Raw genomic sequence first — 26,915 nt, 5'->3', positions numbered from 1 at the left:
GGATATTATGTTAAACACTATAAAAAATGAAGGAATAGTAGCTGTAATAAGAGCTAAAGACCATGATGAAGCAAAAGGATATATAAATGCTTGTGTAAATGGTGGAATAAAGGCACTAGAATTAACTTACTCAATTCCTAATGTTGTTGAATTAATAAATGAATTAAGAGATGATGAAAGATTGATACTAGGAGTTGGAAGTGTTTTAAATGCTAAAATGGCAGAAGATGCAATTTTAGCTGGGGCTACATATGTAGTAAGTCCAGGATACAATAAGGAAGTAAATGAAGTTTGTAAAAGATTAGACACTCTTTATCTTCCTGGATGCATGACAGTTAGTGAAATAATGAATGCACTAGAAAATGGAAATAAAATGGTTAAATTATTCCCAGGTGATGTATTTGGACCTAAATATGTTAAAGCGGTCAAAGCTCCAATACCACAAGCTGAAATAATGCCAACAGGAGGCGTTAGTATAGATAACATAGATAAATGGTTTGAGATGGGGGTTTCTTGTGTAGGAGTAGGGAGTTCATTGTTCAATGCAGGAAGTTTAAAAGATATAGAAAAACTAGCTAAAGAATTTGTGGAGAAAATAAAAGATGTTAGAAGCAAAGAATAATAAAATTTTAGGTTTTGGAGAAATAATGCTAAGACTTACACCATCTAATAATCAAAGAATTATGCAGGTTAATTCTTTTGATGCAACCTATGGAGGTGGAGAAGCAAACGTTGTTTGCAGTTTAGCTAACTTTGGCCATAAAACTAAATATATAACTAAGCTACCTAATAATTCGTTAGGAGATAAAGTTATAAGAGACTTAAAAAGTTATAATGTAGATACAAGTAATATATTACAAGGTGATGGTAGACTTGGAATATATTTTTTAGAAATAGGACATGGGCTTAGAAGTACAGAAGTTATATATGATAGAAAATATTCGGCTATATCCATGGCAAATAAGAATGAGTTTAATATAGAAAAAATGCTAGAAGATGTTAGATTAGTACATTTATCTGGAATAACTCCAGCCTTAAGTAAAGAATTATATGATTTAACTATAGAGATAGCGAAGTTTGCTAAAAATACTGGTATACTAGTGTCCTTGGATTCTAATTATAGAGCTAAGTTATGGAGTTTAGAAAGTGCTAAAGAATTTTTAGAAGAAATACTTCCTTATGTAGACATAGCATTTTTAGGTAACTTAGATATGGTCAATATATTAAAGTATGAATCAAAAAAAATAGAATATGAAGAAAGTCTAAAAGATTTATATGAAAAATTATTTAAGAAATATCCTAATTTAAAATATGCAGCATGTACAAAAAGAAGTGTACATTCAATAAATAATAATTCTTTAAAAGGTTATTTATTTGATAAGGAAAGTTTACATGTATCAAATGAATACAATTTTGATATCTTAGATAGAGTTGGTGGAGGGGATGCTTATACAGCAGGAATACTTCATGGAATATTAGAAAATTTAAGCTCTAAAGAAACTGTAGAATTTGGAACTTGTGCAAGTGTTTTGAAACATTCAATAAAAGGCGATATAAACCTAGTTGACATGGGTAGTGTATCAAGTTTGATAGAAGAAGGATTACAAAATATAAAAAGATAATTTGGGGGATGTAAATATGGAAATGACGTTTAGATGGTATGGACAAGATGACCCTGTAAAAATAGAGTACATTAAGCAAATACCAGGAATGAAAGGTATAGTAACAGCAATATATGATATACCAGTAGGAGAGACTTGGCCACTAGATAAAATATTAGAATTAAAAAAGACTGTAGAAGATAATGGATTAAAACTTTCAGTAATAGAAAGTGTTCCAGTTCATGAAGATATAAAATTAGGATTACCTACAAGAGAGAAGTATATAGAAAACTATAAAGAAACTATAAGAAATTTAGGAAAAGCTAAAATAGAAACAGTATGTTATAATTTTATGCCAGTATTTGACTGGACTCGTTCAGATCTTAACTATGAACTTGAAGATGGATCAACTTGTCTAATATATGATGAAGAAACAGTAAAGAAAATGGATCCAGCATTAGGGGAATTAGAACTTCCAGGATGGGATACATCATATGGGGAAGGTGGATTAGGCGCATTACTTGATAAATACAAAAATGTTGATGAAGAAAAGCTATGGGAAAACCTAGAGTATTTTATTAAAGAAATAATACCAGTAGCAGAAGAAAGTAATGTGAAAATGGCTATACATCCGGATGATCCACCATGGTCAATATTTGGACTTCCAAGAATAATAACAAATTTTGAAAACTTAGAAAGATTTATAAATCTTTATGATAGTGAATACAATGGAGTAACACTATGTACAGGATCATTAGGTTGTACAAAAACTAATGATGTTGTAGAGATGGTTAAATATTTTGGAAAAGAAAAAAATAGAATAAACTTTGTTCATTTAAGAAATGTATTAATAACTGGAGATAGTAGTTTTAATGAAGTTGCTCATTTATCAGAATGTGGTTCGCTAGACTTTTATGAAATAGTAAAAGCATACTGTGATTATGATTTTAAAGGACCATACAGACCGGATCATGGAAGAATGATATGGGGTGAAACTGGAAGACCAGGATATGGGCTATATGATAGAGCATTAGGTGCTGTTTATATAAATGGATTGATAGAAGCTATAAACAAGAATAAATAGCTAAAAATGAAGATGTTTCAGAATGAATTTTATCTTAGTTACTAGATTTATATATAATTTATTATATTTACAGATAAATTATTTATAAAAAATAAGTATGTTAAAAACATAATTAGAATTAAATGATAAAATATTTTGAAACTCTTCATTTACAATGGAAAATATTGAAGAAAAATGAAACATATTGGAGAAAAAAATTTAATATGTTAAAATTTAATATGAAAAAGATAGTAAATAGCTGAGGAGAATACAATGAAAAAATTTATGGACAATGATTTTATATTATCTAGTGAGACAGCTAAGACCTTATATCATAATAATGCTTCAAAAATGCCGATATTTGATTATCACTGTCACTTACCTGCGGTTGAAATAGCACAAGATAAAAAATATGAAAATTTAACTCAAATGTGGCTATACCATGATCATTATAAATGGAGAGCTATGAGAAGTTTTGGAATAGATGAAAAATATATAACTGGAAATGCAACTGATTTTGAAAAATTTTATGAGTTTGCAAAAATGATGCCATATTTAATTGGTAACCCTATATATCATTGGTCACATTTAGAACTTAAAAGATACTTTAATGTTGATGAAACTCTAAGTGAAAAAACAGCAAAAGATATATGGGAAAAATGTAATAGAGAAATAGTTGAGAATAAGTTAACTGCTAAAAGATTAATAAAAATGTCTAATGTTGTTTATATTGGAACAACAGATGATCCAGTAGATGATTTAGTATATCACAAACTTATAAGTGAAGATAAAAACTTTGAATGTGAAGTTAGACCGACATTTAGACCAGATAAGGCTTTGAAAATACAAAGCAAAGATTTTAAAGATTATATAGAAGTATTAGGAAAAACAGAAGGTGTGAAAATAAAAGATTATGAAACATTAACAAAAGTATTAGAAAAAAGATTAAATTATTTTGTAGACCATGGATGTAATATAACGGACCATAGTTTAGAAAGAGTTTATTTTGATCCTTCTACAAAAGAGGAAGTTTCAAATATATTTGTTAAAGTTTTAGAGGGTAAAGAAATAGATTCAAAAGAAGCTCAGAAATATACTACATTTACTTTGATAGAATTAGGAAAAATGTATAGCGAGAGAAATATGGTGATGCAGCTTCATATAGGTGCCCTTAGAAATAATAATACAAGAATGTTTAATTTAGTTGGAGTAGATGCAGGATTTGATAGTATTGACGATGGGGAAATCGCTTACTCTTTATCTAAACTATTAGATAGTCTAGATATTGAAAATAAGTTACCAAAAACTATTTTATATTGTTTAAATCCTAAAGATAATGAAGTTTTAGGAACTATGATAGGTAACTTCCAAGGTGGACAAGTTGCAGGAAAAGTTCAATTTGGGTCTGGATGGTGGTTCAATGATCAAAAAGATGGTATGGAAAGACAACTTATGGCACTATCTCAATTAGGTCTTATTAGTAAATTTGTAGGGATGCTTACAGATTCAAGAAGTTTCTTATCATTTACGAGACATGAATATTTTAGAAGAATACTTTGTAACTATATAGGAACTTTAGTTGAAAATGGAGAGTATCCGTGTGATTTAGATATATTAGGTGAAATAGTACAAGATATATGTTACAACAATGCTAAAAAATACTTTCAAAAATAATCCTAGGGGGAATTTATAAATGAATAAGAGGATTAAAGCTCTTTTGCTTGCAGCTATAACTAGCTTATCGGTAGTTGGATGTAGCTCTAGCAAAGATAATGAAGCAAAAGTTATGAGAGTTGCTCATAACCAAGGTGAGGAACATCCAATACATTTAGCACTAAAAGAATTTGAAAAAATAGTAGAGCAAAAAACGAATAATGAAATAGATATACAAGTATACCCAAATGAATTGCTTGGAGGTCAACGTGAAGCTGTAGAGCTTACTCAAACAGGTGCTATCGATATAGCTGTTGGTAGTATAAGTTTACTTGAAAGTTTCAATAAATCTTATAGCGTCTTCAATCTTCCATACTTATTTGATAGTAAAGAACATTATCACTCTGTAATGAATGATGATGAGATAATGAACAAAATATATGAATCAACTAGAGAATCTGGATTTGTTGGTCTTACTTGGTTTGATGCAGGATCAAGAAATATGTATACAACAGATAAGCCAGTAATGAAGCCGGAAGATTTAAAAGGTAAAAAGATAAGAGTTCAACAAAGTCAGACTAATATAAGAATGATGGAATTGTTAGGTGGATCAGCTACACCTATGAGTTTCGGTGAAGTTTATACAGCTTTACAACAAAAGGTTATAGATGGAGCTGAAAATAATGAACTAGCCTTAACTAACAATAAACATGGAGAAGTTGCTAAGCATTATTCATACAATCAACATGCCATGATTCCAGATATACTTATAATGAATTCTAAGTTATTAGATAGTTTAAGTGAAGAACATAGAAACATAATATTAGATGCAGTTGATGAAATTAATAAATTTGAAGTTGATGCATGGGAAGATAAAGTAAATGAGGCAGTAGAACAATCTAAAAAAATGGGTGTTAATTTCTATTATCCAGATATAGAACCGTTTAAAGAAAAAGTTTTACCACTTCATGAGGAAATGACTCAAGATAATGAAGAAATTAAAACTTTATACAATAAAATACAAGAAAAAGCACCAAAAGAAAGTAAATAAATACTAGTAGGGAGGAATTAAGATGAATAAATTAAGAAATGTATTAAATAAGTCAATAGAAGTCATATGTATGTCACTACTAGCATTTATGGTAGTTTTGGGAAGTTGGCAAATAATTACTCGTTATCTGCTAAATAATCCAAGTACAGTATCAGAAGATTTATTAATATATTCATTTGTATGGATGGCATTACTTGGCTCAGCTTATGTATTTGGTAAAAAAGATCATATGACTATGGTGTTTTTTAGACAAAAACTTGAAAATAAAAGTCCTAAAGTAAAGTTAGGGTTAAGTATAATGACTGAATTAGTAGTATTAGTATTTTCTGCGTTAGTTTTAGTATTAGGTGGAATACAAATAAGTAACTTGGCTATGGGTCAGATATCACCAGCATTAGGTATTCAAATGGGATATATATATTTAGCATTACCATTATCAGGGATAATAACAATAATATACAATATATTAAATTTATTTGATTTAAAACAGGAAGTAGCAAATTCAAAAAAATTATTAAATAATAATTAATCTGAGGGAGAGAAGATTATGGAATTAGCATTTCAAGCAGGTACAGCTATCGCTATTGTATTTCCAATATTACTTTTATTAGGTATACCAATATCTATAACTATAGGGATAGCTTCTATATTTGGTATACTTACTACATTATCATGGGATGTAGCAGTTTTAACTGGGGCACAAAGAATATTTACAGGAATAAGTAGTTTCTCATTATTAGCAATACCGTTTTTCGTATTAGCAGGTATAATAATGAATAATGGTGGTATAGCTTTAAAATTAGTAAATTTTGCAAAAGTACTGAGTGGTAAATTACCAGGGTCTTTAGCACATACAAATGTAGTTGGAAATATGTTATTTGGGGCAGTGAGTGGTTCGTCAGTAGCAGCCGCTGCTGCTATAGGTGGAACAATGTCACCGCTTCAAGAAGCTGAAGGCTATAATAAAAACTATAGTGCAGCAGTAAATATAGCTTCTGCACCAACAGGGTTATTAATACCTCCAAGTAACTCACTAATAATATACTCATTAGTAAGTGGAGGAACATCAGTAGCAGCTCTATTTATGGCAGGATACATACCAGGTATATTATGGGGATTATCAGTAATGATAGTTGCATTTATACTTGCAAAAAAATATAAATATTCATCTAAATATAATATAAGTTTTAAAGAAGCTATTAAAATATTTGTAGATGCACTTCCAAGTTTAGCGTTAATATTTGTAATAATAGGTGGTATAGTAGGTGGGATATTTACAGCTACAGAAGGAGCAGCAGTAGCAGTTGTTTATTCTTTCATACTATCATTTTTCTTCTATAAGTCTATAAAAATAAGGGACATACCTAAAATATTATTAGATACAGTTGAGATGACAGGAATAATAATATTTTTAATAGGAGTGTCATCTATAATGTCTTGGGTTATGGCATTTACAAACATACCTAATGCAATAACAGAAATATTATTAGGAATATCTTCAGATCCAGTTGTAATATTATTAATAATGAATTTAATACTATTAATAGTTGGTACATTCATGGACTTAACGCCAGCAATACTAATATTTACACCTATATTTTTACCCATAGCTAAAAATTTTGGGATGGATTCGGTTCAATTTGGTATAATGCTTATATTTAACCTATGTATAGGTAATATAACACCACCAGTTGGTAATACATTATTTATAGGATGTAAAGTTGGTAAAACTAAAATAGAGGATGTAATAAAATACTTGTTACCATTTTATCTGGGTATATTAGTAGTTTTAATGCTAGTAACATTTATACCTCAAATAAGTTTATTTATACCAAAACTTATGGGAATGATTTAATAAAGAATAATATTAAAAGTAAATTTAAGTGGGATTATTATACTAGAAGGTCTGAAAAGACCTTCTTTTTGTATATAAATTATTATTATTATATTTGATAAGGTTATTAGATTTGTTAAGATTTCATATTATTATATTGATGTATATGGAATTTATAAAAAACTATTGACAAAAATGTCAGTCAATAAGATAATAAGTATAATGATAATCATTATCAAATACAAATTTAAATTAAAGTTTGTCTATTACTTAAATTATTGGGACATAATTAAGTTAAAAAAGAAATTTTACATAAATAGGAAGGATGATAATATGAAAAAAATATATTTACTATTAATGAGCTTGTGTATATCTATAAGTGTTTTAGGATGTTCAAAAAATGAGACTATAGATGAAAATAAAGATAAGATAAAAGTATATACAACTGTATTTCCAGTTTATGATTTTGCGAAAAATATAGGAAAAGATAAAATTGATTTAAATTACATAATACCACCAGGAACAGAACCACATGATTATGAAATAACACCTAAAGTATTAAAAGATATTCAAGATGCAGATTTACTTATTAAAAATGGATTAGGGATTGATAGTTTTGTTGATAAAATTGAAAGTGAGTCCAATTTAAAAGTTGTAGTAGCAACAAAGGGAATAGAACCTTTAAGTTATGAGGATAAAAAAATGAACAATCATTCTCATGAAGAAAATGATGATAATCACAAACATGGAGAATATGATCCTCATGTATGGTTAGATGTAGATTTAGCAATTAAGGAATGTGAAAATATTAAAAAGGCTTTAATAGAAGCTGATGAAAAAAATAAGACTTACTATGAAAATAATTATAATGAATATGTCCATAATTTAGAAAAGATAAGAGATAAATATGATTCAGAGTTAAGTAATATAAAAAATAATAAAATAATTGTGTCTCATGATGCGTATGGATATTTATGTGAAAAATATAATATAGAGCAAATTTCAGTTACAGGAATAACTCCAAATCAAGAGCCTTCTCTTAGTAAAGTAAGCGAAATATCAAACTTTGCAAAAACAAATAACATTGGATATATATTATTTGATGGTCTTGTAAATCCTAAAGTAGCTCAAACTATAGCTAATGAAGCTAATATAAAAACAGAAACACTATACTCTATAGATGGAGTTACAAAACAAGATTTTGATCATGATGAAGACTATATATCATTAATGAATAAGAATTTGGATACATTAAAATTGATTTTAAAGTAGGGAGCAAATATGGAGAATGTAATTAAATTTGAAAATGTAAGTTTTGGTTATGATGAAAAGCCCATATTGGAAGATATTAATTTAGAAATACATAAGGGAGATTATGTAGGGATAATAGGTCAAAATGGAGCTGGAAAAAGTACATTATTGAAACTTATGATAAATGAAATAAAATCAGTAAAAGGTAAAATAAAAATATTTGGAACAGATATAAATGCCTTCAATAGCTGGGAAGAAATAGGATATGTAAATCAAAAGTCAAATTCATTTTCATCATCTTTTCCTGTGACAGTAAGAGAAGTTGTAGCAATGAATTTAGTTTCTAAAATAGGTCTATTCAAACGGATAAAAAAGAACCATCTAAAAGAAGTTGATGAAGTCTTAAAATTAGTTGGAGCTTATGAATATAAAGATAAACTTATAGGAAGCTTATCAGGAGGACAGCAGCAAAAAGTATTTATAGCTAGAGAGCTTATGAAATCACCTAAAATATTATTTTTAGATGAACCAACAGTAGGCATTGATATAAATGGACAGCGAGAATTTTATAAGTTGTTAAAGGAACTAAATGAAAAGTTGAATCTTACAATAATTATAGTTTCGCATGACTTATTTATCGTTAAAGAAGAAGTGAAAAATCTTGTATTAATTAAAAATCACAATATAAAGTTTATTCAAAATGCAAAAAGTGATATAAGTAAAAATATGATGTTAGATTTTTTTAGTAATTAGAATTTGGGAGGAAGTAGTTTGGAAATTTTTCAATATGATTTTATGTTAAGAGCATTATTTGCATCTGCCATAGTAGGATTTATATGTCCCCTTATGGGAATGTTTATAGTGTTTAAAAGATTATCTTTAATAGGAGATAGTTTATCTCATATAGCTTTATCTGGAATATGTGGTGCTACATTGCTTGGTATGAATCCTATTTTAGGATCATTAGTTGCATCAAGTTTAGCAGCCATTTTAATAGATAGATTAAGAACGAGTCTAAAGGAATATGCAGATTTATCTATTGCAATTATCATGGCTTTAGGTGTAGGGATATCAGGGATATTAATTAGTATGTCAAATGTAAACTTTGATTTATTTTCATTTATGTATGGAAGTATAGCTACAGTAAATAAAGAAGACATAGTTATAATAGTTTTAACAGCTTTGGTTATAGTGTTTTTTATAGCATTGTTTTTTAAAGAACTTTTATTTATAACTTTTGATGAAGATAATGCTAAATTTTCTAGAATACCTGTTAAATTTATAAATAGTATTTTCATGATTTTAGTGGCTGCAAGTATAACCATAACATTAAGAATAGTTGGTGTATTATTAGTGTCGTCATTAATAGCTATACCTGTTGCAACTAGCATACAAATAGCAAAAAGCTTTAAAAATGCAATGTTTTATTCGATTTTATTAGGAGAAATTGCAATAATATCTGGCGTGATAATTTCTTTTTATTTTGATTTAGCTCCAGGAGGAACTATTGTTATAATAAGTGTTATGGAACTTTTAGTCATAAGTTTAGTAAGTAAGATTAAAAATAAACATAAAGCTAAAATAAATTTTAAATATTAGTAAATATAAATAAAAAAAATGTAAAAAATTAAAAAGCTGAAATTATTGAAAATAAAGGGATTTAAGGTAAAAAATGAAAAAAAATATAAAAAATATTTGAAAATGTATTGACGAATTAAAAAAATGTAACTATAATAGTCTTTGCAAGTGAGAACTTCACAAAAACAATAAGAAATGATCCATTAGCTCAGTCGGTAGAGCACCTGACTTTTAATCAGGGTGTCCCGCGTTCGAGTCGCGGATGGATCACCAAGTACGGAGAGGTGTCCGAGTGGTTTAAGGAGCTGGTCTTGAAAACCAGTGATGCTTAACGGCACCGTGGGTTCGAATCCCACCCTCTCCGCCACAATGTGGGTGCATAGCTCAGCTGGATAGAGCAACGCCCTTCTAAGGCGTGTGTCCGGGGTTCGAATCCCTGTGCGCTCACCAATTTAATATTTATGATCCATTAGCTCAGTCGGTAGAGCACCTGACTTTTAATCAGGGTGTCCCGCGTTCGAGTCGCGGATGGATCACCAATTACGGAGAGGTGTCCGAGTGGTTTAAGGAGCTGGTCTTGAAAACCAGTGATGCTTAACGGCACCGTGGGTTCGAATCCCACCCTCTCCGCCAATTATGGGAATATGGCTCAGTTGGTAGAGCAATTGACTGTTAATCAATGGGTCACAGGTTCGAGTCCTGTTATTCCCGCCAATATGCTAGTGTGGCTCAACGGTAGAGCAGCTGACTTGTAATCAGCAGGTTGTAGGTTCGATTCCTATCACTAGCTCCATATATATGGGTGCATAGCTCAGCTGGATAGAGCAACGCCCTTCTAAGGCGTGTGTCCGGGGTTCGAATCCCTGTGCGCTCACCAATTAAACTCTTAGATATAATCTAAGAGTTTTTATTTTTATAGAATAAAAAACTATAATAAAAAGCCTTTGGTAAAATTACCAAAGGCTTTTTATTAAAATTCCACAGATTCTTCTTCACTTTTTATATTTTTCTTATCGGCTATTCCAGTAAGCATAAGTGTTAATGCTCCATCGCCAGTAACATTACAAGCTGTACCGAAACTATCTTGTAATGCAAATATAGTTAAAATAAGAGCTGTACCTGTTTCATTAAATGCTAAAACACTAGTTATAAGTCCTAAAGATGCCATTACTGTACCTCCAGGGACACCAGGTGCACCTATAGCAAATACACCTAATAAAATTATAAATATCACCATAGATGATACACTTGGAAGTTTCCCGTATAGTATTTGAGAAACTACCATAACAAAGAATACTTCTGTTAAAACAGATCCACAAAGATGTATATTAGAGCATAGTGGAACTGAAAAGTTTAAAATATCTTTTCTTAATACTTTAGATTTTTTAGCACATTCTAAAGCTACTGGAAGAGTTGCAGCTGATGACATACTTCCTACTGCTGTTAAGTAAGCTGGGCCATAATGCTTTAAAACCTCCATAGGGTTTTTGCCAGAGATAGCTCCGCCTATTGCATAAAGTAATGCAAGCCATATAAAATGACCAATTAAAACTATAACTATAACTTTTATAAATACAGGTAAGTGGTTAGTTATAGAACCTTCATAAGCAAGAGATGCAAAAGTTGTAGCTATAAAATATGGTAATAAAGGAATAACTATTCTGTTAACCAAACTTAAAACTATATTTTGGAACTGATCTAATAATTTTTCAAATAAATCTGCTTTTGTCCAAGCTATTGCAAGACCTAAAATTATAGATAAAAATAATGCACTCATGACAGGCATAATTTGAGGAATATCTAATTTAAAAATAAGTTCTGGTAATTGTCTTAGACCTTCATTAGTAGATTGAATTGACAATTTTGGTATTAGCATATACCCGAATATAGCTGAAAATGTAGCTGCACCGACTGATGATATATAAGCAAATCCAACAGCATACCCTAATAATTTAGAAGCATTGCTTTTTAATTTGGCTATAGAAGGTGCGATAAATCCGATAATTATTAAAGGAACCGCAAAGAATATTACTTGACCTAAGATATACTTTAAGGTAACTATAATATTCATGAAAGAAGCAGGAGCATAGAAACCTATTAATAGACCTATTACAACTGCTAATACTAATTTAAATATTAAGCTGTCAAATACTTTTTTCATAAAAATACCCCCATTATAATTTATAAAATGACATATATTGGTAAAAATAACCACTATTAATTTAAATAGTAGTAAATATTAACAATATAATCAATAAAATGTTAAATTTTTTTAATAATTTCAAGATTTTATATATTAAGAATAATATCAGAATAAGTATTAAACAGTTAGTTTTAATTTATAAAAAATATAACTTATTTGTTTATTTAATAAAATATAAATAACTTCCTTAACAAAACCTTTAAAATAATGTAAAATATATATTATGATTGTGAAATAATGTAAAAAATAGGGATTTAATGAAATAGGGGAGAAATGACATATGGGGGGGAAACTGTTAAAACATATTTTGGGTATCATTCTTTGTGCAATGATATCGTTTTCGTGTGTGCAGAAAATATACTCAGATGATAATAAACATGAAGGTTTTAATGTACTTATATTAAATTCATATCATCAAGGACACTATTGGGAATCTAATATATTAGACGGATTAAAAAAATATATGGAAAAACACAAAGAAGATAACATAAATTTTAATGTCGAATACTTAGATTTTAGAAACAAAAATGACATAGAATATATAGATTCATTAAAAGAAATGCTTAATAAAAAATATCATAAGGGAAGTATAGATGCTATATATACAGTAGACGATGAAGCATACGAGTCTTTCAAAAGAGAAGTGTTTAATAAAAAGAGTAGTTTTTATAAAATACCTTTGGTTTTTAGTGGAGTAGATAATAAGCAACGATGTTGTACAAAAGAAAAACAGTATATGTCTGGAATCTACCATACAGATGATAGCAAAAATTTAATATCAATGATAAAACGATTAAATCCTGATGTTAAAAATATCAATGTTATAACAGAAGAATCTTTATACTGTAAATCGGTAAGGTCGGAAATTGATAATGCTATTAAAATATATGCAGATAATACAATAAATATAAGATATATGGAAAGCGATTATATACAGGATATAGTATATAAGTTAAATGAATTAGAATATGCAGATAATAGTATAAATATAATTGCTGGTGAATTCCAAAATAAAGCTTCTTTAAAATATTTGAATCCAAAGGATACTATAAAAATAATAAAACAAAGTAGTAAAAATGCGATTTACTCAAATGATCAAACATATATGAATGCGAGTATATTAGGGGGATGTATAGATATTGGTCAAGAACAAGCAGCGATAATTGGAGAGATGATTTTAAAAATAAAAAATGGTCAACCAATATACGCTATACCGTATGAAATAGAGCCAGTGGCTAAAGAATATATTGACTATAATAGTGTGTATGAATATAATATAAATCCATTTAACATAAGTAAAGAATCAAAAATAATTAATAAAAAAAATTATCAAATTCTTGTTCCCATATGGATGAAAAATTTAATTATTTTAGTAATATTTTTTATTATAGTAGCGACTATATTATGTTTTAATCATGTAGTTAATCGTAAAAAAGATAGAAAGAAAAGAGAAGAAGAATATGCTAAAGCACAAGAAAGAGATAAGTTGAAAACTGACTTTATAGTTAATTTGAGTCATGAATTAAGAACGCCTATAAATATAATTTTAGGAACCACTAAAGTACTAGAAAGAAATATAATGAATGAAAATATAAATAAATTGGATACAGTAAATAAACTAAATAATATCAACCAAAACTCATATAGATTGCTAAAAATATCTAATAATATAATAGATATTACAAAGGTTGAGTCAGGAATGTTTAATTTAAAAATGCAAAACTGTAATATAGTAAATATAGTTGAAGAAATATTTACATCATCAGTAGAATTTGCAAATAAGAAAAGTCTAAAAATGATATTTGACACAGATGAAGAAGAAATAATTATAGCTATAGATAAATTTCAGATTCAAAGGGTTATTTTAAATTTATTATCAAATGCTATAAAATTTACAAATTCAAAAGGTTATATAAATGTTTATATAAAAAAAGACTATAGATATGTACTTATAGAGGTAAAAGATAGTGGTGTTGGGATACCTGAAGATAAAATAAATAAAATTTTTTATAGATTTTATCAAGTAGATAGCTTAATGACACGAAAAAGTGAAGGTAGTGGTATAGGACTTTGCATAGTTAAAGATATTGTGGAAATTCATGGTGGAAAAATTGAAGTAGAGAGTAAAATTAATTTAGGAACCACTTTTAGAATATATCTTCCTAGAAAGATTATAGAAGATGAGACATCTGATGATAATTTGCATATATTAGATATTGAAAGTGTTGTAAACTTAGAAATGTCAGATATTTAAAAAAGTAGTATTTTAACTTAAAAAATAGTTGACAATATAAATAAATTAATAATAAACTAATTTTAATGATTATTAAGAAAGAAGGTACAACATGGAAGAAATATATAGACTAATAGAAGAAAAAATAAAAAATGCTGGATATGATGGGAATGTAAGTGGTGAAGAAATATACGATGAAATATGTGACGAGATAGAAGAAAAAGAAAATGGAAGTTACATATTTATGTCTAAAAAAGAAGATGATGTTTTCTTCGAATATCAAATAGATATAATGGATGAAAACTTTAATTTATCGTACATAGATATAAACACTCCACAAGGAAAAATACATGTGGACTTTGATGCTAATTAGTATATAGTAAAAAAGAGTTATTTTAAAATAACTCTTTTTTTATGGGAATTTTAAATTATATTTATAAATAGACATATAAATTAAAGTGCATATATAAAAAATATTTTTTAAAATATAAAAATTATTCATATGAGAATTTAAAATTAAAAATATTTACAATAATAAATGATTTTAGTTAAAAAAATTAATGCAATAACATATTATTGTTAAAAAAATAATTAAAAAAAGTTTAAAAAAAAGTTGACTTTATAGAATTTAATTCATACAATTATATCAAAATCAAATATTTACCAAATGAGATTGGCGAGAGAGACCTAAAAATTTAGGAGCCGAAGAAGCAATTTAAAAATAGCCAAATTTTTAAAGAAACTTTCAGGCAAAGATATCGTTAATTGATGGGAATCTGGAAAGACTTATAGAATATAAGTCACCGAAGGAGCAAAATAATTTTAAAATTATTGAAACTTTCAGGTCTATAAACAGAGGATATACAGGCAACTTTATTTGTTGTGTTTGTACATCCTCTTTTTTAATGGAAAAATAAAAAGATTATAAAAAAGATTATATAAGTAAGTGGAGGTATTTCAATGAGTGAGTCAGTATGCATAGTAGAATTAAAAAGAACTAGTTTATATGAAAAACATAAAGAAATGGGTGCTAAGTTCTTAGAATTTGGAGGCTGGGATATGCCTCTTGAATATGAAGGAATGATTAAGGAACATGAAGCTGTAAGAAACAGTGCTGGAATATTTGATGTTTCTCATATGGGAGAAGTAATAATAGAAGGAAATGAAAGTGAAAAGTTTATACAAAACTTAGTAACAAATAATATAGAAAATATGAAAGAAGAAGATATTATTTATACGCTAATGTGCTATGAAAATGGTGGCGTTGTAGATGATTTGTTAGTTTATAAATTTAATGATGAGAAGTTTTTATTAGTTATAAATGCAGGCAATATAGAAAAAGACTTTGATTGGATGATAAAAAATAAAGAAAATTATGATATAGATATAAAAAACATATCAAAAGAAATATCTCAATTAGCAATACAAGGACCAAAATCTCAAGAAATACTTCAAAATATTGTAGATATAAGTTTAGACGAAATTAAGTTTTTTAATTTTAAATCAGGTATAAATATTTTGGGCATAAAATGTATTGTATCTAGAACTGGATATACAGGTGAAGATGGATTTGAAATTTATTGCAAAAATGAAGATGTAAATAAAATATGGAGCGAATTATTAAATATAGGTAAAGAGAACTTAAAACCAATAGGGCTTGGAGCTAGAGATACTTTAAGATTTGAAGCATGTCTACCTCTATATGGAAATGAAATAAATGAAAATATATCTCCTTTAGAAGCAGGACTTTCATTCTTTGTAAAACTAAATAAAAATAAATTCATAGGTAAAAAAAGTTTAGAAGCACAAAAAGAAAGTTCAGTTAAAAGAAAATTAATAGGATTTGAAGTTTCAGGAAAAGGAATAGCTAGACATGGATATGATGTACTAGCAAATAATGAGGTAATAGGATATGTAACAACAGGATATTCATCACCTACTTTAAATAAAGTTATAGGTCTTGCACTTATAGACTCAAAATATTCACAATTAGATAATGAAATAGAAATAGCAATAAGAAAGAAAAGAGTGAAAGCTACTATTATAAAAACACCATTTTATAAAAAGCAATATAAAAATATAGAAAAAGATAATTTAAATAAAGATGATAGTAAAATTCAAAATGACAATCAGATAAATCAATTCTCATATATACCAACTACAAGCGAAGATAAAAAAATAATGTTAGATAGTATAGGATTAAGTTCAGTAGATGAATTATTTCTAGATATACCGAGTGAACTAAGATTAAATAGAAGCCTAAACTTAGAAAGTGCTAAAAGTGAAATAGAAGTAAGTAAATGTATAAATAAATTAGCAAATAAAAATAAAAACTTAAATAATTTAACGTGTTTCCTTGGAGCCGGAGCGTACGATCATTATATTCCATCAATTATAAATCATATAACTTCAAGAAGTGAATTTTATACAGCCTATACACCATATCAAGCGGAAATAAGTCAAGGTACATTGCAAGTAATATTTGAATTTCAATCAATGATAGCAGAACTTACAAAAATGGAAATAGCTAATGCATCTATGTATGATGGAGCAACAGCAGCGGTAGAAGCTTGTTTAATGGCCATAGGTCAAACTAAACGTAAAAAAATTATTGTATCTAAGACTGTTAACCCAGAATGTAGAAAAGTATTACAAACTTATATGCAATTTAATAAATGTGAAATAGTTGAAGTGGATTTTTGTAATGAATATGGAATTACAGACATTAATAAATTAAGAGAAAGTGTAAATAAAGACACAGCGTGTGTTTTAATACAAAACCCTAATTTCTTTGGAATAATAGAAGAAATGGAAGAAATAGAAGAAATAGTTCATAAAAACAAAGCTCTTCTTATTATGAGTGTTGATCCTATATCTTTAGGAATATTAAAATCCCCAGGGGAAATAGGTGCAGACATTGTAGTTGGTGAAGCTCAGTCATTAGGTAATCCTTTAAACTTTGGCGGGCCATATGTTGGATTTATGGCAACAAAATCTAAATACACAAGAAAAATGCCAGGCAGAATAGTAGGAGAAACGATAGATAGTGATGGAAATAGAGCATATGTATTAACTTTACAAACTAGAGAGCAACATGTAAGAAGAGAAAAAGCAACATCTAATATTTGTTCAAATCAGGCTCTAAATGCATTAACAGCATCAATTTATATGGCTGTAATGGGAAAAGAGGGATTTAAGGAAGTATCAAGTCAATGTATTAAAAAATCACATTATGCATACAATCAATTGATATCAAGTGGAAAATTTAAACCTGTATTTAAAGGAAAATTCTTTAAAGAATTTTTGTTAAAGTCAGTAGATAATATAGATGAAGTTAATGATAAGTTATTAGAAAGTAATATATTAGGTGGGTATAACGTAGAAAACGAATATTCAGATTTAAAAAATACAACGTTACTTTGTGTTACAGAAAAAAGAACTAAGCAAGAGATTGATAAGTTAGTTGAAGTTATGGAGGGAATGTAAAATGATAGAGTACAATAAAACATTAATAGAGATATCTAAAATTGGTAGAAAAGCATACTCACTTCCTAAGCTTGATATAGAAGATATTAATATAAATGATTTAATAGAAGAAAAAAAATTAAGAAAAGAAGAACTAAATTTACCAGAGGTTAGTGAGTTAGATATAGCTAGACATTATACTCTACTTTCAAACAAAAATTTTGGAGTAGACACTGGATTTTATCCATTAGGATCATGCACTATGAAATATAATCCTAAAATAAATGAAGATATGGCTAATAACACATCATTTACAAATATTCATCCATATCAATCAACTAACACAGTACAAGGATCTTTAGAATTAATGTACAATTTATCAAAATCTTTAGGTGAAATAACAGGGATGGATGAAGTAACTCTACAACCAGCAGCAGGATCTCATGGAGAATTTACAGGACTTATGATGATAAAAGCCTATCATGAAAATAGAGGAGATTTTAAAAGAACTAAAGTTATAGTTCCGGACTCATCTCATGGAACAAATCCGGCAAGTGCTTCTATGGCAGGATTTAAAATAGTCCAAATAGAATCAGATAAAAATGGAGCAGTTGATATAGAAAAATTAAAAGAAGCTTTAGATGAAGAAGTAGCTGCATTAATGCTTACAAACCCAAGTACTCTTGGATTATTTGAAAAAAACATTAAAGAAATTGCAAATTTGGTTCATAATATAGGAGGACTTTTATATTATGATGGAGCAAATATGAATGCAATTATGGGCATAACACGACCTGGTGATATGTGGTTTGATGTGGTTCATTTAAATCTCCATAAAACTTTTTCAACTCCTCATGGAGGTGGAGGTCCTGGTAGTGGCCCAGTAGGCGTAAAAAAAGAATTGATACCGTTTTTACCAGTTCCTATAGTTGAAAAGAATGAAGATGAATATGTATTAAATTATAATAAGCCTAAATCAATAGGAAAAGTTAAAAACTTCTATGGGAATTTTGGTGTATTAGTAAAAGCATATTCTTATATACTAACTATGGGAAAAGAAGGATTAAAAGAAGCTAGTCAAGTTGCAGTTTTAAATGCTAATTATTTAAAAGAAAAGTTAAAAGAATATTATTATTTACCAATAGATACAGTATGCAAACACGAGTTTGTCCTAGGGGGAATATGTAAAGGTCATAGTGAAGTCAAAACTATGGATATAGCAAAAAGATTATTAGATTATGGGTATCATCCACCTACAGTATATTTCCCTTTAATAATAAATGAAGCAATTATGATAGAACCAACAGAAACAGAAAATTTAGAAACTTTAGATGGATTTATAGAAACTATGGTAGCAATAGCAAAAGAGGCTAAAGAAAATCCAGAAATAGTTAAAAATGCCCCATATGATACTATTATAAAAAGAGTAGATGAAGCTAGGGCAGTAAAATCGCCAATACTTACTTGGCACAATAAATAAGCCATAAATATACAAAATTGAAATAAATTCCTAGAGCCCAAGAGAAATCTTGGGTATTTTTTTAGTGACGTATAAATAAAATCTATAATTCAATCGATATATATACGAAATATCTATTTTACATTTTCATATTTTTTAAGATAAAATAGTTCAGTAAATTATATGAGTAGATAGGAGAATGAATATGATAAAAGAAGCAAACAAAGAAGAAGCTAAAATTAAAAAAATAGAAGAGGTAAGAAATATAGCAGAAGGGTACTTTATAAGAGGAGAATTTTTCTGTTCAGAAGCTGTTGTAAAGACTATTAATGATTTATTAGGTAAACCATTTGGTGATGATGTAACAAAATTAGCATCTGGATTCCCAATAGGAATAGGAAAATCAGGTTGTGTATGTGGTGCAGTAAGTGGAGGAGTTATGGCTTTAGGAATGTCATATGGTAGATGCCACGGTGAAGCTATGCATGAAGAAATGTTTACACATTCTGCTGATTTACACAATCATATAAAAGGGATGTATAAAAGTACTTGTTGTAGAGTTATGGTTAAAGATTATGCGTTTCAATCTCCTGAAAGAAAAGCACACTGTGTAAAAATAACTGGTGAGGTTGCTGCATTTATAGCAGAGAAACTAATAGATAACAATAAAATAGAATTATAAAAATTATTAAAGGAATTATATTATGACTATATCAAATAAAGAAAATCTGAAACAAAAATTAGAAAATATGCCAATAGCTATTGTAGCTATATCGCTTGGATTTATGAGTATATCGACTGCGCTTGTTGATTTCAATATTTCATGGGTTAGACATTTTGCAGTATTATTTGCAATTATATGTATAGGACTTATAATGTTAAAATATATAGTATATCCTAAAAAAGTTTTAGAAGAAATCAAGCATCCTATCTTAGGGAGTATTTATCCAACTATTTCTATGACATTAATGGTTATATCCGTTTATATGATTCAATTTAATAAAATGTTAGGTCAAGGGTTATGGCTATTTGGACTTATATTACATATTTTAATTTCTATATTATTTTTCATGGAAAGATTTAAGAGCTTTAAAATAATAGATTTAATTCCAAGTTGGTTTATACCAACCGTTGGAATAGGAATCGCAGCTGTAACTAGTAAACCGATGCAATTACCTGTAATCTCTAAATTAGTATTTTATTATTCATTATTTATCTTTATAGTTGTGGGAATATTAATGATTTATAGATTAACTTTTATGGACAAATTGAAAGGCCCTAAAAGGCCAACCTTAATGATAATGGCAGCACCAGCTAGTATATGTTTAGCAGGATATATAGCAATATCTGATGCACCAAATAAAATGTTTATAAATGCTTTAGCACTATTAGCATATGTAACGACATTAGGTGGATATATATTAATTCCTAAATTAATAAAAGCAAAACAATTACCTGCATTAGCACCACTAACATTCCCTTTAGCTATAGGGGTTATAGCTAGTCAAAGATATGTAAAATATCTAGGGAAAGTAGAGTCTGCAATGCAAGGCTTAGCTAGAATTATTTTATATATTCAATTAATTATTGCTATAGCAGTTATTGGATATGTAGTGTTTAGAACGATACAATTTTTAATCAATACTTTCAAACCTAAAAAAGAATTAGTTACTCAAGTTAATAAAATATAAGTATCTGATAATAAAAAATAGACTATGAATATAGTCTATTTTTTATTATCTCATTATAGTATATGCCATATATGCAAAGTACAATGCGATTAATACAAATCCATGTTTTTTTACTAAAGAATTGTCCTTTTTCATAAATAGATATAAAAGAACAGTTATAAATACCATAAATATTATATCAATAAGAGCTAATGCACTTATAGTTATAGGATTTATAGTAGTGGCTAAGCCTAGGACTAGTAATATGTTGAAAATGTTAGAACCGATAACATTTCCTATAGCTATTTCAGTTTCACCTTTTTTAATTGCAACAATAGAAGTAACGAATTCTGGTAAAGATGTGCCTATAGCTACGATAGTTAAACCGACTAAGTTAGCACTCATACCAAATGATGTAGCAATAGTAGTTGCAGAGTTAACGACCATATCTCCACCTACAACTATACCTACTATACCTATTAAACTAACTACAATAGTCTTAGGCATTGATATTTCTTCAGCAACAGAAGCTTCAACTGCAACAGCTGTTTCACCTTCAACTATGTCTTCCTTAGAACTTACTGTTTTAGCTGATCTAACTGTATATATTAAGAAGTAAGCAAATACAGCTAAGAATAAAATACCTTCTATTCTACTTATGTTTAAATTAGCTCCAAATAATAGTAACATAGCACTTACAAGTATTAAAAAAGGAGCATCTTTTTTAATAGTATTTTTTTCAACTGGTAGTTTTGCTATTAAAGATGAAACCCCTAAAACCATAAGTATATTGAAAAAGTTAGAGCCAACAACGTTAGCAACGCTCATGTCATTTTGTCCAGCTAAAGAAGATGTAATACTTACTGCAGCTTCAGGAGCACTAGTTCCCATAGCGACTATTGTAAGTCCTATAACCATAGCTGGAACGTTAAATTTCCTTGCAATAGATGCAGCACCTTCAACAAATATATCTGCACCTTTTATAAGGAAAATAAATCCAATTATTAATAAAATAAATGCCATAATATTCCTCCTAATAAATATCAAATTGTGTATATTATATAAGTTTGAGTATACCATTATAAATGTTTATTTGCAAATTATTAAAATAAATAATAGTTATATTTTAAGAATGATTTAATTTATAAAAACTAAATAGTTATGAAAATAATAAATTTAAAGATTTAAAAGAAAAGGTTACAATGATTAAACTTAAAGTTATAAATTTTATGATATAATTAAAATAGCAAAACTTGTAGTTAAATAATACAATTATGCAGAAAGGGGATTTCTAGTGGAGGCAAGTTTTAAATATGTCATTAGTACCATGTATAAAAATAAAAATAGTTCTTATTTTTATAGATTTATAGGTATAAAAGACAAGCAAGAGTATGATAATGAGTTAAAAACTCTACAATTAAAATGTAGTGAAATAGAAAATAAAGTAGTTATATTTGACAATGAGATTCCTTTAAGCGGAGAGATGGAACTTATACAATATATATATAATGAACTTCAAACTATGAATTTAAATGATATAGTAAATCAAGATATAACAATATTTGATAATTATGAAATAAATAATAAGTTTTTATTAGCATTGCAGTATGTAGTTGATTTATCTATAAAAAATGAAAATTTCTTCAATGATAATGTAAGAAATAATTTTATAACTAAGATTATAGTGTGGACATATATGTATTTAAAAGATATATCATTTGATGGAGATATTAACCCAAAATGTATATATTATGGAAGTATAAGTAGACATGAAATATATTTTTTAATGCTTCTTAATAAAATGGAGATAGATGTTATATATATAAATCCATTAAAAGAAGAATACTTTGATGAAATTGATATATATAATGTAAGTAAATGTATAAAAGAAATACAAATTGATGTAATAGAAACTTTTGAAGAAAGATGTAAAAGAGGAAAATTAACAGAAAATATAGAAACAATAACTAAGCAGATTCAAAGTGAAATTCATGAAGAGCTTTTTGTAAATACAGGTATATTTAAACCATGGCAATTTAGAAGTGGGTTTACTAAAAGTGTACTCCTTGATACTATCTTAGAAGATATATATATATATTACAATGAACCAGCAAAGCTAAGAGAAGGATTTGAAGTAGAAGGCAAAAACGTTAAAGTTCCATGTTTCTTTAAAAAAATTGATGGTGAACACTTAGAAAAATTTGAGTATCAAAAATTGGTTAGATACTGTATAGAATCATCATCAAATACTCTATTTTTTAATAATGGAAACATATCAAATGATATAGATGTAAGTGGAGAAATGTTTGAATTAATGTTTTGTCAGCTAAGTGATGGAACATTTGATATAGAAGAAGTTAAGAAGTTAGATATTTATAAGTTTAAAAAGTATAGTGATGAAACACAAAACTTTTTATTAAATAAATTTAATGAAGTGATAAAAAGAAAAGATTTATATTTAAATAAATTAGACAAAGATGATGTACTTAAACTTTTAGTATTAGTATTATCTTTAAATGAGGAAATAGTAAGGCTTGTTGATAATTTTGACTTTGTAGACAGAGTTCCCAAAATTGTTATATATTTAAATAATGAAGATACTATAAATGATAATATGAAGTTATTAATAGGATACCTTCATAATATAGGAATAGATATTATAATATTTAATCCATCAGGACTTTGTAATATTTCAAATATCATAAACAGTGAAAGATTTAATTCAACAAGGCTTCAAAATATAAATTATAAATCAAATTATAAGTCATTAATAAGAACAAACACTAAACAAAGTGTTTTTTCAAAATTATTTAAATAAAGTCATGTAGGAGAAGAAATATAATGAATGAATTTAATGAATTTGGTAATGAATTAGAAATCATTGAACAAAGTGATTTATACAAGCAAAATTTAAGACAAATGAGAGAAGTTCAAGATTTAACCAACGAGATTGAAGTACAAAATATAAACTCAATAATTCAATTTGGACAAAAAGCTAGTGAAAATATATCAAAAATATCAGATGAGTTACTAGCATCTATTAAAGAAGTAAAAGCTGAAGAAGCTAGTGAAATGTTACTTAGCCTTACTAAGATAATGGATAAATTTGATATAAAAGAGTTTGATAATCAAAAACAGCCAGGATTATTAACAAAACTATTCAAAACGGCAGGAGATACAATAGCTAAACTATTCCAAAAATATGATACTATGGGATATGAAATAGAAAAAGTATATATTTTATTGAAGAGATATGAAAGTGAAATAAAAGAGGCAAATGTAAAGCTTAAAAAGTTATATGATGGGAATTTAGAGTATTACAAACAACTAGAAAAATATATTGTTGCTGGTGAATTAGCGGCTGAAGAAGTTGATATGTATATAAGTCAATTTTCAAATGATATGACTATGAATATAGATGAAAAGCAAATGATGGTTCAAAAACTTGAGGTTTGTAAAGAAATGTTACAACAACGTTTATATGATTTGAAGGTTGCAGAAAATATTGCTATTCAAGCAGCTCCAATGATACAAACTATACAAATGTCAAACTTTAATTTACTTAGAAAAATAAATACATCATTCATAATAACGCTACCAATATTTAAGCAGTGCTTAGCACAAGCAATAATATTAAAAAGACAAGAAATACAAGCTAAGTCATTAAAGCAATTAGATGACAAAACTAATGAACTTATAATGAGAAATGCACAATCTACTGCAAGACAATCAGTAGACATTGCTAAAATGGCTTCAGGAAGCGTTGTAGCTATAGAAACATTAGAAAAATCATATCAAACAATTATGAAAGGTATAGAAGACACTAAAGCTATACAAGAGGAAAATAAATCAAGACGTGTTGAAAATACTATGAAGCTAGAACAAATAAAATCAACTATGAAAAGAAACATAAGTGGAGTATAAAATAATTGTTAAATAAGGGTAACAAAGCCTGAAAAATTTAAAAAATAAATAGAAGTATTTTAAAACGATTATATGAATAGGAGAGATTAGTTATGGCAATAAATTTAGGGAGAAGTAACAATACTGTAAATGCATTAAATTTACAAAAAAATGATATACTTGATTTAACAAAGAAAAACCCAGGTCTTGAGAAAGTAGTGTTAGGTGCAGGATGGGATGTAGCAACTATTGGACAAGATTTTGATTTAGATATAGCTGCGTTTTTATTAAACTCAAATGGCAAAGTAGCACAAGTTCCTAATGATGTAATATTCTTTAATAATAAATTTAGTGATGGAATATGCTTAGAGGGTGATAATAGAACTGGTGCAGGAGATGGCGATGATGAAAGAATTCAAATAGATTTAAGCCAAATAAGAAGCGATGTACAAAAGATAGTATTTATGGTTACTATACATGAAGCTCAATCAAGAAGACAAACATTTGGTATGGTAAATAATTCTTATGTAAGACTATTAGATGTTAAAAACAATGAAAAAGAAATTTGTAGATTTAATTTAAAAGAAAATGGTTCTACGGTAACATCTGTAGTATTTGCAGAACTTTATAAAGATGGATATGATTGGTATTTTAAAGCAATAGGTGATGGTAAAATAGCAGACTTAAATGGTATGCTAGGACTATACATGTAATAAAATTTATAGACGTAAAGGGGAAATATAATGAGTTTATTAAACTTACAAAAAAATGATATATTAGATTTAACAAAAAAAGACCCTTCTTTAGACAATATAGTATTGGCAGCAGGATGGGACGTTGTTAAAAAAGGTTTCTTTAGTTTTGGATCAGCTGATATGGATTTAGATTTATCAGCACTTTTATTAAATGAAGATGGAAGATTAATAGGAGAAGAAGGTATAATATACTTTAATAACCAAAGAGGTAGAGGTATATTCTTACATGGAGATAATAGAACTGGTGAAGGTGATGGTGATGATGAAAAAATATCAATCACATTAAGTAATTTACCAGAAAACTGCAAAAAAGTTATGTTTAGTGTAAACATATACCAAGCGAAAGAAAGAAGACAAGATTTTTCAAAAGTTAAAAATGCTTATGTAAGAATTTTAAATAGCGATAAAGGTAATATAGAAATATGTAGATACAATTTAAGTGAAGATGGACAAAATGCTACATCTTTAATATTTGCAGAACTTTATAAAATAGGATCTGACTGGAACTTTAGAGCTGTTGGAGAACTTTTACAAGGTAATTTAACTACATTAATAAATAAATATAAATAAGAGGTGGATAAAATGGGTATAAATTTAGGTGGACAAGCTCCAATATTAAACTTACAAAAAAATGATATATTAGATTTAACAAAAAGAAATCCTGGACTTAAAAAAGTTACATTAGGTGCAGGATGGGATATATCAAATGGTGGCGTTGATTTTGATATAGATATAGCTGCATTTATGTTAGATGCTAATAATAAATTTAACACTGTATCAAATGTAATATTCTTTAATAATAAGCAAGGTCAAGGTATATCTTTATCAGGTGATAACAGAACTGGTGCTGGTGAAGGTGATGATGAAACTATAAACATAGATTTAGATGCAATAAGCCCTGTTATACAAAAGATAGTGTTTGTTGTTACTATACATGAAGCTCAAGCTAGAAGACAAACATTTGGAATGGTAAACAATTCTTATGTAAGATTACTAGATACAGCAAATAATAATAGAGAGTTATGTAGATTCAATTTAAAGGATGATGGTTCTACGGCTACATCAGTATTATTTGCCGAACTTTATAGAGATATGGGTGAGTGGCAATTTAAAGCTGTTGGAGAAGGAAAAATAGCGGACTTAAATGGAGTACTTGCTTTATTTAGTTAATTAAATACTTAAATCTAAAAATAAAG

Annotated in this window: 23 protein-coding genes, 8 tRNA genes and 1 riboswitch; of the genes, 29 read left to right on the top strand and 2 right to left on the bottom strand. The window is 27.8% G+C overall.

The window, feature by feature from the left end:
* The first annotated feature begins 7 nt into the window (after nt 1-7).
* The 18 genes from BLP75_RS01115 to BLP75_RS01030 all read left to right on the top strand — a co-directional run bounded on the left by BLP75_RS01115 (nt 8) and on the right by BLP75_RS01030 (nt 10,908).
* Nucleotides 8-622, top strand: coding sequence for a bifunctional 4-hydroxy-2-oxoglutarate aldolase/2-dehydro-3-deoxy-phosphogluconate aldolase (locus BLP75_RS01115; protein ID WP_242872355.1), 615 nt, complete (start codon nt 8-10; stop codon nt 620-622).
* Complete coding sequence (locus BLP75_RS01110) at nt 603-1,622, top strand: sugar kinase (RefSeq protein ID WP_092722019.1); 1,020 nt, start codon at nt 603-605, stop codon at nt 1,620-1,622. Before BLP75_RS01115 ends, BLP75_RS01110 begins: the two co-directional genes overlap by 20 nt.
* Before the next feature lie 16 nt (nt 1,623-1,638).
* The gene (uxuA, locus tag BLP75_RS01105; RefSeq protein ID WP_092722017.1) at nt 1,639-2,685 is read left to right on the top strand and encodes a mannonate dehydratase; all 1,047 of its coding nucleotides are present in this window, start codon (nt 1,639-1,641) and stop codon (nt 2,683-2,685) included.
* Between the two features lie 252 nt (nt 2,686-2,937).
* Entirely contained in the window at nt 2,938-4,338 is a 1,401-nt protein-coding gene (gene uxaC, locus BLP75_RS01100; protein WP_092722015.1) for a glucuronate isomerase, read from the top strand.
* A gap of 19 nt (nt 4,339-4,357) precedes the next feature.
* A complete protein-coding gene (locus BLP75_RS01095) occupies nt 4,358-5,368 on the top strand; it encodes a TRAP transporter substrate-binding protein (protein ID WP_092722013.1) in 1,011 nt (336 codons plus the stop codon).
* Between the two features lie 22 nt (nt 5,369-5,390).
* The gene (locus BLP75_RS01090; protein ID WP_092722011.1) at nt 5,391-5,897 is read left to right on the top strand and encodes a TRAP transporter small permease; all 507 of its coding nucleotides are present in this window, start codon (nt 5,391-5,393) and stop codon (nt 5,895-5,897) included.
* 18 nt (nt 5,898-5,915) lie between these two features.
* Nucleotides 5,916-7,223, top strand: coding sequence for a TRAP transporter large permease (locus tag BLP75_RS01085; RefSeq protein WP_092722009.1), 1,308 nt, complete (start codon nt 5,916-5,918; stop codon nt 7,221-7,223).
* A gap of 312 nt (nt 7,224-7,535) precedes the next feature.
* Nucleotides 7,536-8,474, top strand: coding sequence for a metal ABC transporter solute-binding protein, Zn/Mn family (locus BLP75_RS01080; RefSeq protein WP_170139093.1), 939 nt, complete (start codon nt 7,536-7,538; stop codon nt 8,472-8,474).
* A gap of 9 nt (nt 8,475-8,483) precedes the next feature.
* Nucleotides 8,484-9,206: a metal ABC transporter ATP-binding protein gene (locus BLP75_RS01075; RefSeq protein WP_092722005.1), complete on the top strand. Its 723-nt coding sequence runs from the start codon at nt 8,484-8,486 to the stop codon at nt 9,204-9,206.
* Between the two features lie 18 nt (nt 9,207-9,224).
* Nucleotides 9,225-10,052 carry a metal ABC transporter permease gene (locus tag BLP75_RS01070; RefSeq protein WP_242872354.1) on the top strand — a complete coding sequence of 276 codons (828 nt, stop codon included), beginning with the start codon at nt 9,225-9,227 and terminating at the stop codon, nt 10,050-10,052.
* Nucleotides 10,053-10,228: 176 nt separating this feature from the next.
* A tRNA-Lys gene (locus BLP75_RS01065) sits at nt 10,229-10,304 on the top strand.
* 5 nt (nt 10,305-10,309) lie between these two features.
* A tRNA-Ser gene (locus tag BLP75_RS01060) sits at nt 10,310-10,398 on the top strand.
* A gap of 6 nt (nt 10,399-10,404) precedes the next feature.
* A tRNA-Arg gene (locus BLP75_RS01055) sits at nt 10,405-10,481 on the top strand.
* Between the two features lie 13 nt (nt 10,482-10,494).
* Nucleotides 10,495-10,570, top strand: a tRNA-Lys gene (locus BLP75_RS01050).
* Nucleotides 10,571-10,575: 5 nt separating this feature from the next.
* A tRNA-Ser gene (locus BLP75_RS01045) sits at nt 10,576-10,664 on the top strand.
* A gap of 5 nt (nt 10,665-10,669) precedes the next feature.
* Nucleotides 10,670-10,745 (top strand) — tRNA-Asn (locus BLP75_RS01040).
* Nucleotides 10,746-10,749: 4 nt separating this feature from the next.
* Nucleotides 10,750-10,824, top strand: a tRNA-Thr gene (locus BLP75_RS01035).
* Between the two features lie 7 nt (nt 10,825-10,831).
* Nucleotides 10,832-10,908: transfer RNA gene (locus BLP75_RS01030), tRNA-Arg, on the top strand.
* 93 nt (nt 10,909-11,001) lie between these two features.
* On the opposite strand, the gene BLP75_RS01025 is transcribed toward BLP75_RS01030, so the two are convergent.
* Nucleotides 11,002-12,192: a dicarboxylate/amino acid:cation symporter gene (locus tag BLP75_RS01025; RefSeq protein ID WP_092722003.1), complete on the bottom strand. Its 1,191-nt coding sequence runs from the start codon at nt 12,190-12,192 to the stop codon at nt 11,002-11,004.
* A gap of 322 nt (nt 12,193-12,514) precedes the next feature.
* Here BLP75_RS01025 and BLP75_RS01020 point away from each other — a divergent pair, with 322 nt between their 5' ends.
* The 6 genes from BLP75_RS01020 (at nt 12,515) to BLP75_RS00995 (ending at nt 21,082) form a co-directional block, all read left to right on the top strand.
* Nucleotides 12,515-14,488 carry a sensor histidine kinase gene (locus tag BLP75_RS01020; RefSeq protein ID WP_092722001.1) on the top strand — a complete coding sequence of 658 codons (1,974 nt, stop codon included), beginning with the start codon at nt 12,515-12,517 and terminating at the stop codon, nt 14,486-14,488.
* A gap of 91 nt (nt 14,489-14,579) precedes the next feature.
* Nucleotides 14,580-14,840 carry a hypothetical protein gene (locus tag BLP75_RS01015; protein ID WP_092721999.1) on the top strand — a complete coding sequence of 87 codons (261 nt, stop codon included), beginning with the start codon at nt 14,580-14,582 and terminating at the stop codon, nt 14,838-14,840.
* Nucleotides 14,841-15,134: 294 nt separating this feature from the next.
* A riboswitch (glycine riboswitch) is annotated at nt 15,135-15,238 on the top strand.
* A gap of 189 nt (nt 15,239-15,427) precedes the next feature.
* Nucleotides 15,428-17,953 (top strand): aminomethyl-transferring glycine dehydrogenase subunit GcvPA, encoded by a 2,526-nt coding sequence (gene gcvPA, locus BLP75_RS18545; protein ID WP_092721997.1) that lies wholly within the window; start codon nt 15,428-15,430, stop codon nt 17,951-17,953.
* Between the two features lies 1 nt (nt 17,954).
* Nucleotides 17,955-19,412, top strand: a complete 1,458-nt coding sequence (gcvPB, locus tag BLP75_RS01005; RefSeq protein ID WP_092721995.1) for an aminomethyl-transferring glycine dehydrogenase subunit GcvPB — start codon at nt 17,955-17,957, stop codon at nt 19,410-19,412.
* 184 nt (nt 19,413-19,596) lie between these two features.
* Nucleotides 19,597-20,073: a C-GCAxxG-C-C family protein gene (locus BLP75_RS01000; protein WP_330385767.1), complete on the top strand. Its 477-nt coding sequence runs from the start codon at nt 19,597-19,599 to the stop codon at nt 20,071-20,073.
* A gap of 22 nt (nt 20,074-20,095) precedes the next feature.
* Nucleotides 20,096-21,082, top strand: a complete 987-nt coding sequence (locus BLP75_RS00995) for a TDT family transporter (protein WP_092721991.1) — start codon at nt 20,096-20,098, stop codon at nt 21,080-21,082.
* A 45-nt stretch (nt 21,083-21,127) separates the two neighbouring features.
* Here the strand turns inward: BLP75_RS00995 and BLP75_RS00990 are convergent, their stop codons facing one another.
* Nucleotides 21,128-22,084 (bottom strand): calcium/sodium antiporter, encoded by a 957-nt coding sequence (locus BLP75_RS00990; RefSeq protein WP_092721990.1) that lies wholly within the window; start codon nt 22,082-22,084, stop codon nt 21,128-21,130.
* Nucleotides 22,085-22,355: 271 nt separating this feature from the next.
* On the opposite strand from BLP75_RS00990, the gene BLP75_RS00985 reads away from it, so the two are divergent.
* The 5 genes from BLP75_RS00985 to BLP75_RS00965 all read left to right on the top strand — a co-directional run bounded on the left by BLP75_RS00985 (nt 22,356) and on the right by BLP75_RS00965 (nt 26,889).
* Nucleotides 22,356-23,879 carry a YceG family protein gene (locus tag BLP75_RS00985; protein WP_242872353.1) on the top strand — a complete coding sequence of 508 codons (1,524 nt, stop codon included), beginning with the start codon at nt 22,356-22,358 and terminating at the stop codon, nt 23,877-23,879.
* A 23-nt stretch (nt 23,880-23,902) separates the two neighbouring features.
* Nucleotides 23,903-24,985 (top strand): toxic anion resistance protein, encoded by a 1,083-nt coding sequence (locus tag BLP75_RS00980; RefSeq protein WP_092721988.1) that lies wholly within the window; start codon nt 23,903-23,905, stop codon nt 24,983-24,985.
* A 92-nt stretch (nt 24,986-25,077) separates the two neighbouring features.
* Nucleotides 25,078-25,677 (top strand): TerD family protein, encoded by a 600-nt coding sequence (locus BLP75_RS00975; protein WP_092721987.1) that lies wholly within the window; start codon nt 25,078-25,080, stop codon nt 25,675-25,677.
* Nucleotides 25,678-25,707: 30 nt separating this feature from the next.
* Complete coding sequence (locus BLP75_RS00970) at nt 25,708-26,289, top strand: TerD family protein (protein WP_092721986.1); 582 nt, start codon at nt 25,708-25,710, stop codon at nt 26,287-26,289.
* Between the two features lie 12 nt (nt 26,290-26,301).
* Nucleotides 26,302-26,889, top strand: coding sequence for a TerD family protein (locus tag BLP75_RS00965; RefSeq protein WP_092721985.1), 588 nt, complete (start codon nt 26,302-26,304; stop codon nt 26,887-26,889).
* The last annotated feature ends 26 nt before the right edge of the window (nt 26,890-26,915 follow it).

The organism is Romboutsia lituseburensis DSM 797, from assembly GCF_900103615.1.
Lineage (GTDB): Bacteria > Bacillota > Clostridia > Peptostreptococcales > Peptostreptococcaceae > Romboutsia_F > Romboutsia_F lituseburensis.
Note: the sequence above shows the minus strand (reverse complement) of the source record. Positions and strands in the feature narration are given on the sequence as shown.

Coding starts and splice junctions, on each gene's coding strand:
- BLP75_RS01115 (WP_242872355.1), top strand. CDS start 8: ATGTTAAACACTATAAAAAATGAAGGAATAGTAGCTGTAATAAGAGCT.
- BLP75_RS01110 (WP_092722019.1), top strand. CDS start 603: ATGTTAGAAGCAAAGAATAATAAAATTTTAGGTTTTGGAGAAATAATG.
- uxuA (WP_092722017.1), top strand. CDS start 1,639: ATGGAAATGACGTTTAGATGGTATGGACAAGATGACCCTGTAAAAATA.
- uxaC (WP_092722015.1), top strand. CDS start 2,938: ATGAAAAAATTTATGGACAATGATTTTATATTATCTAGTGAGACAGCT.
- BLP75_RS01095 (WP_092722013.1), top strand. CDS start 4,358: ATGAATAAGAGGATTAAAGCTCTTTTGCTTGCAGCTATAACTAGCTTA.
- BLP75_RS01090 (WP_092722011.1), top strand. CDS start 5,391: ATGAATAAATTAAGAAATGTATTAAATAAGTCAATAGAAGTCATATGT.
- BLP75_RS01085 (WP_092722009.1), top strand. CDS start 5,916: ATGGAATTAGCATTTCAAGCAGGTACAGCTATCGCTATTGTATTTCCA.
- BLP75_RS01080 (WP_170139093.1), top strand. CDS start 7,536: ATGAAAAAAATATATTTACTATTAATGAGCTTGTGTATATCTATAAGT.
- BLP75_RS01075 (WP_092722005.1), top strand. CDS start 8,484: ATGGAGAATGTAATTAAATTTGAAAATGTAAGTTTTGGTTATGATGAA.
- BLP75_RS01025 (WP_092722003.1), bottom strand. CDS start 12,192: ATGAAAAAAGTATTTGACAGCTTAATATTTAAATTAGTATTAGCAGTT.
- BLP75_RS01020 (WP_092722001.1), top strand. CDS start 12,515: ATGGGGGGGAAACTGTTAAAACATATTTTGGGTATCATTCTTTGTGCA.
- BLP75_RS01015 (WP_092721999.1), top strand. CDS start 14,580: ATGGAAGAAATATATAGACTAATAGAAGAAAAAATAAAAAATGCTGGA.
- gcvPA (WP_092721997.1), top strand. CDS start 15,428: ATGAGTGAGTCAGTATGCATAGTAGAATTAAAAAGAACTAGTTTATAT.
- gcvPB (WP_092721995.1), top strand. CDS start 17,955: ATGATAGAGTACAATAAAACATTAATAGAGATATCTAAAATTGGTAGA.
- BLP75_RS01000 (WP_330385767.1), top strand. CDS start 19,597: ATGATAAAAGAAGCAAACAAAGAAGAAGCTAAAATTAAAAAAATAGAA.
- BLP75_RS00995 (WP_092721991.1), top strand. CDS start 20,096: ATGACTATATCAAATAAAGAAAATCTGAAACAAAAATTAGAAAATATG.
- BLP75_RS00990 (WP_092721990.1), bottom strand. CDS start 22,084: ATGGCATTTATTTTATTAATAATTGGATTTATTTTCCTTATAAAAGGT.
- BLP75_RS00980 (WP_092721988.1), top strand. CDS start 23,903: ATGAATGAATTTAATGAATTTGGTAATGAATTAGAAATCATTGAACAA.
- BLP75_RS00975 (WP_092721987.1), top strand. CDS start 25,078: ATGGCAATAAATTTAGGGAGAAGTAACAATACTGTAAATGCATTAAAT.
- BLP75_RS00970 (WP_092721986.1), top strand. CDS start 25,708: ATGAGTTTATTAAACTTACAAAAAAATGATATATTAGATTTAACAAAA.
- BLP75_RS00965 (WP_092721985.1), top strand. CDS start 26,302: ATGGGTATAAATTTAGGTGGACAAGCTCCAATATTAAACTTACAAAAA.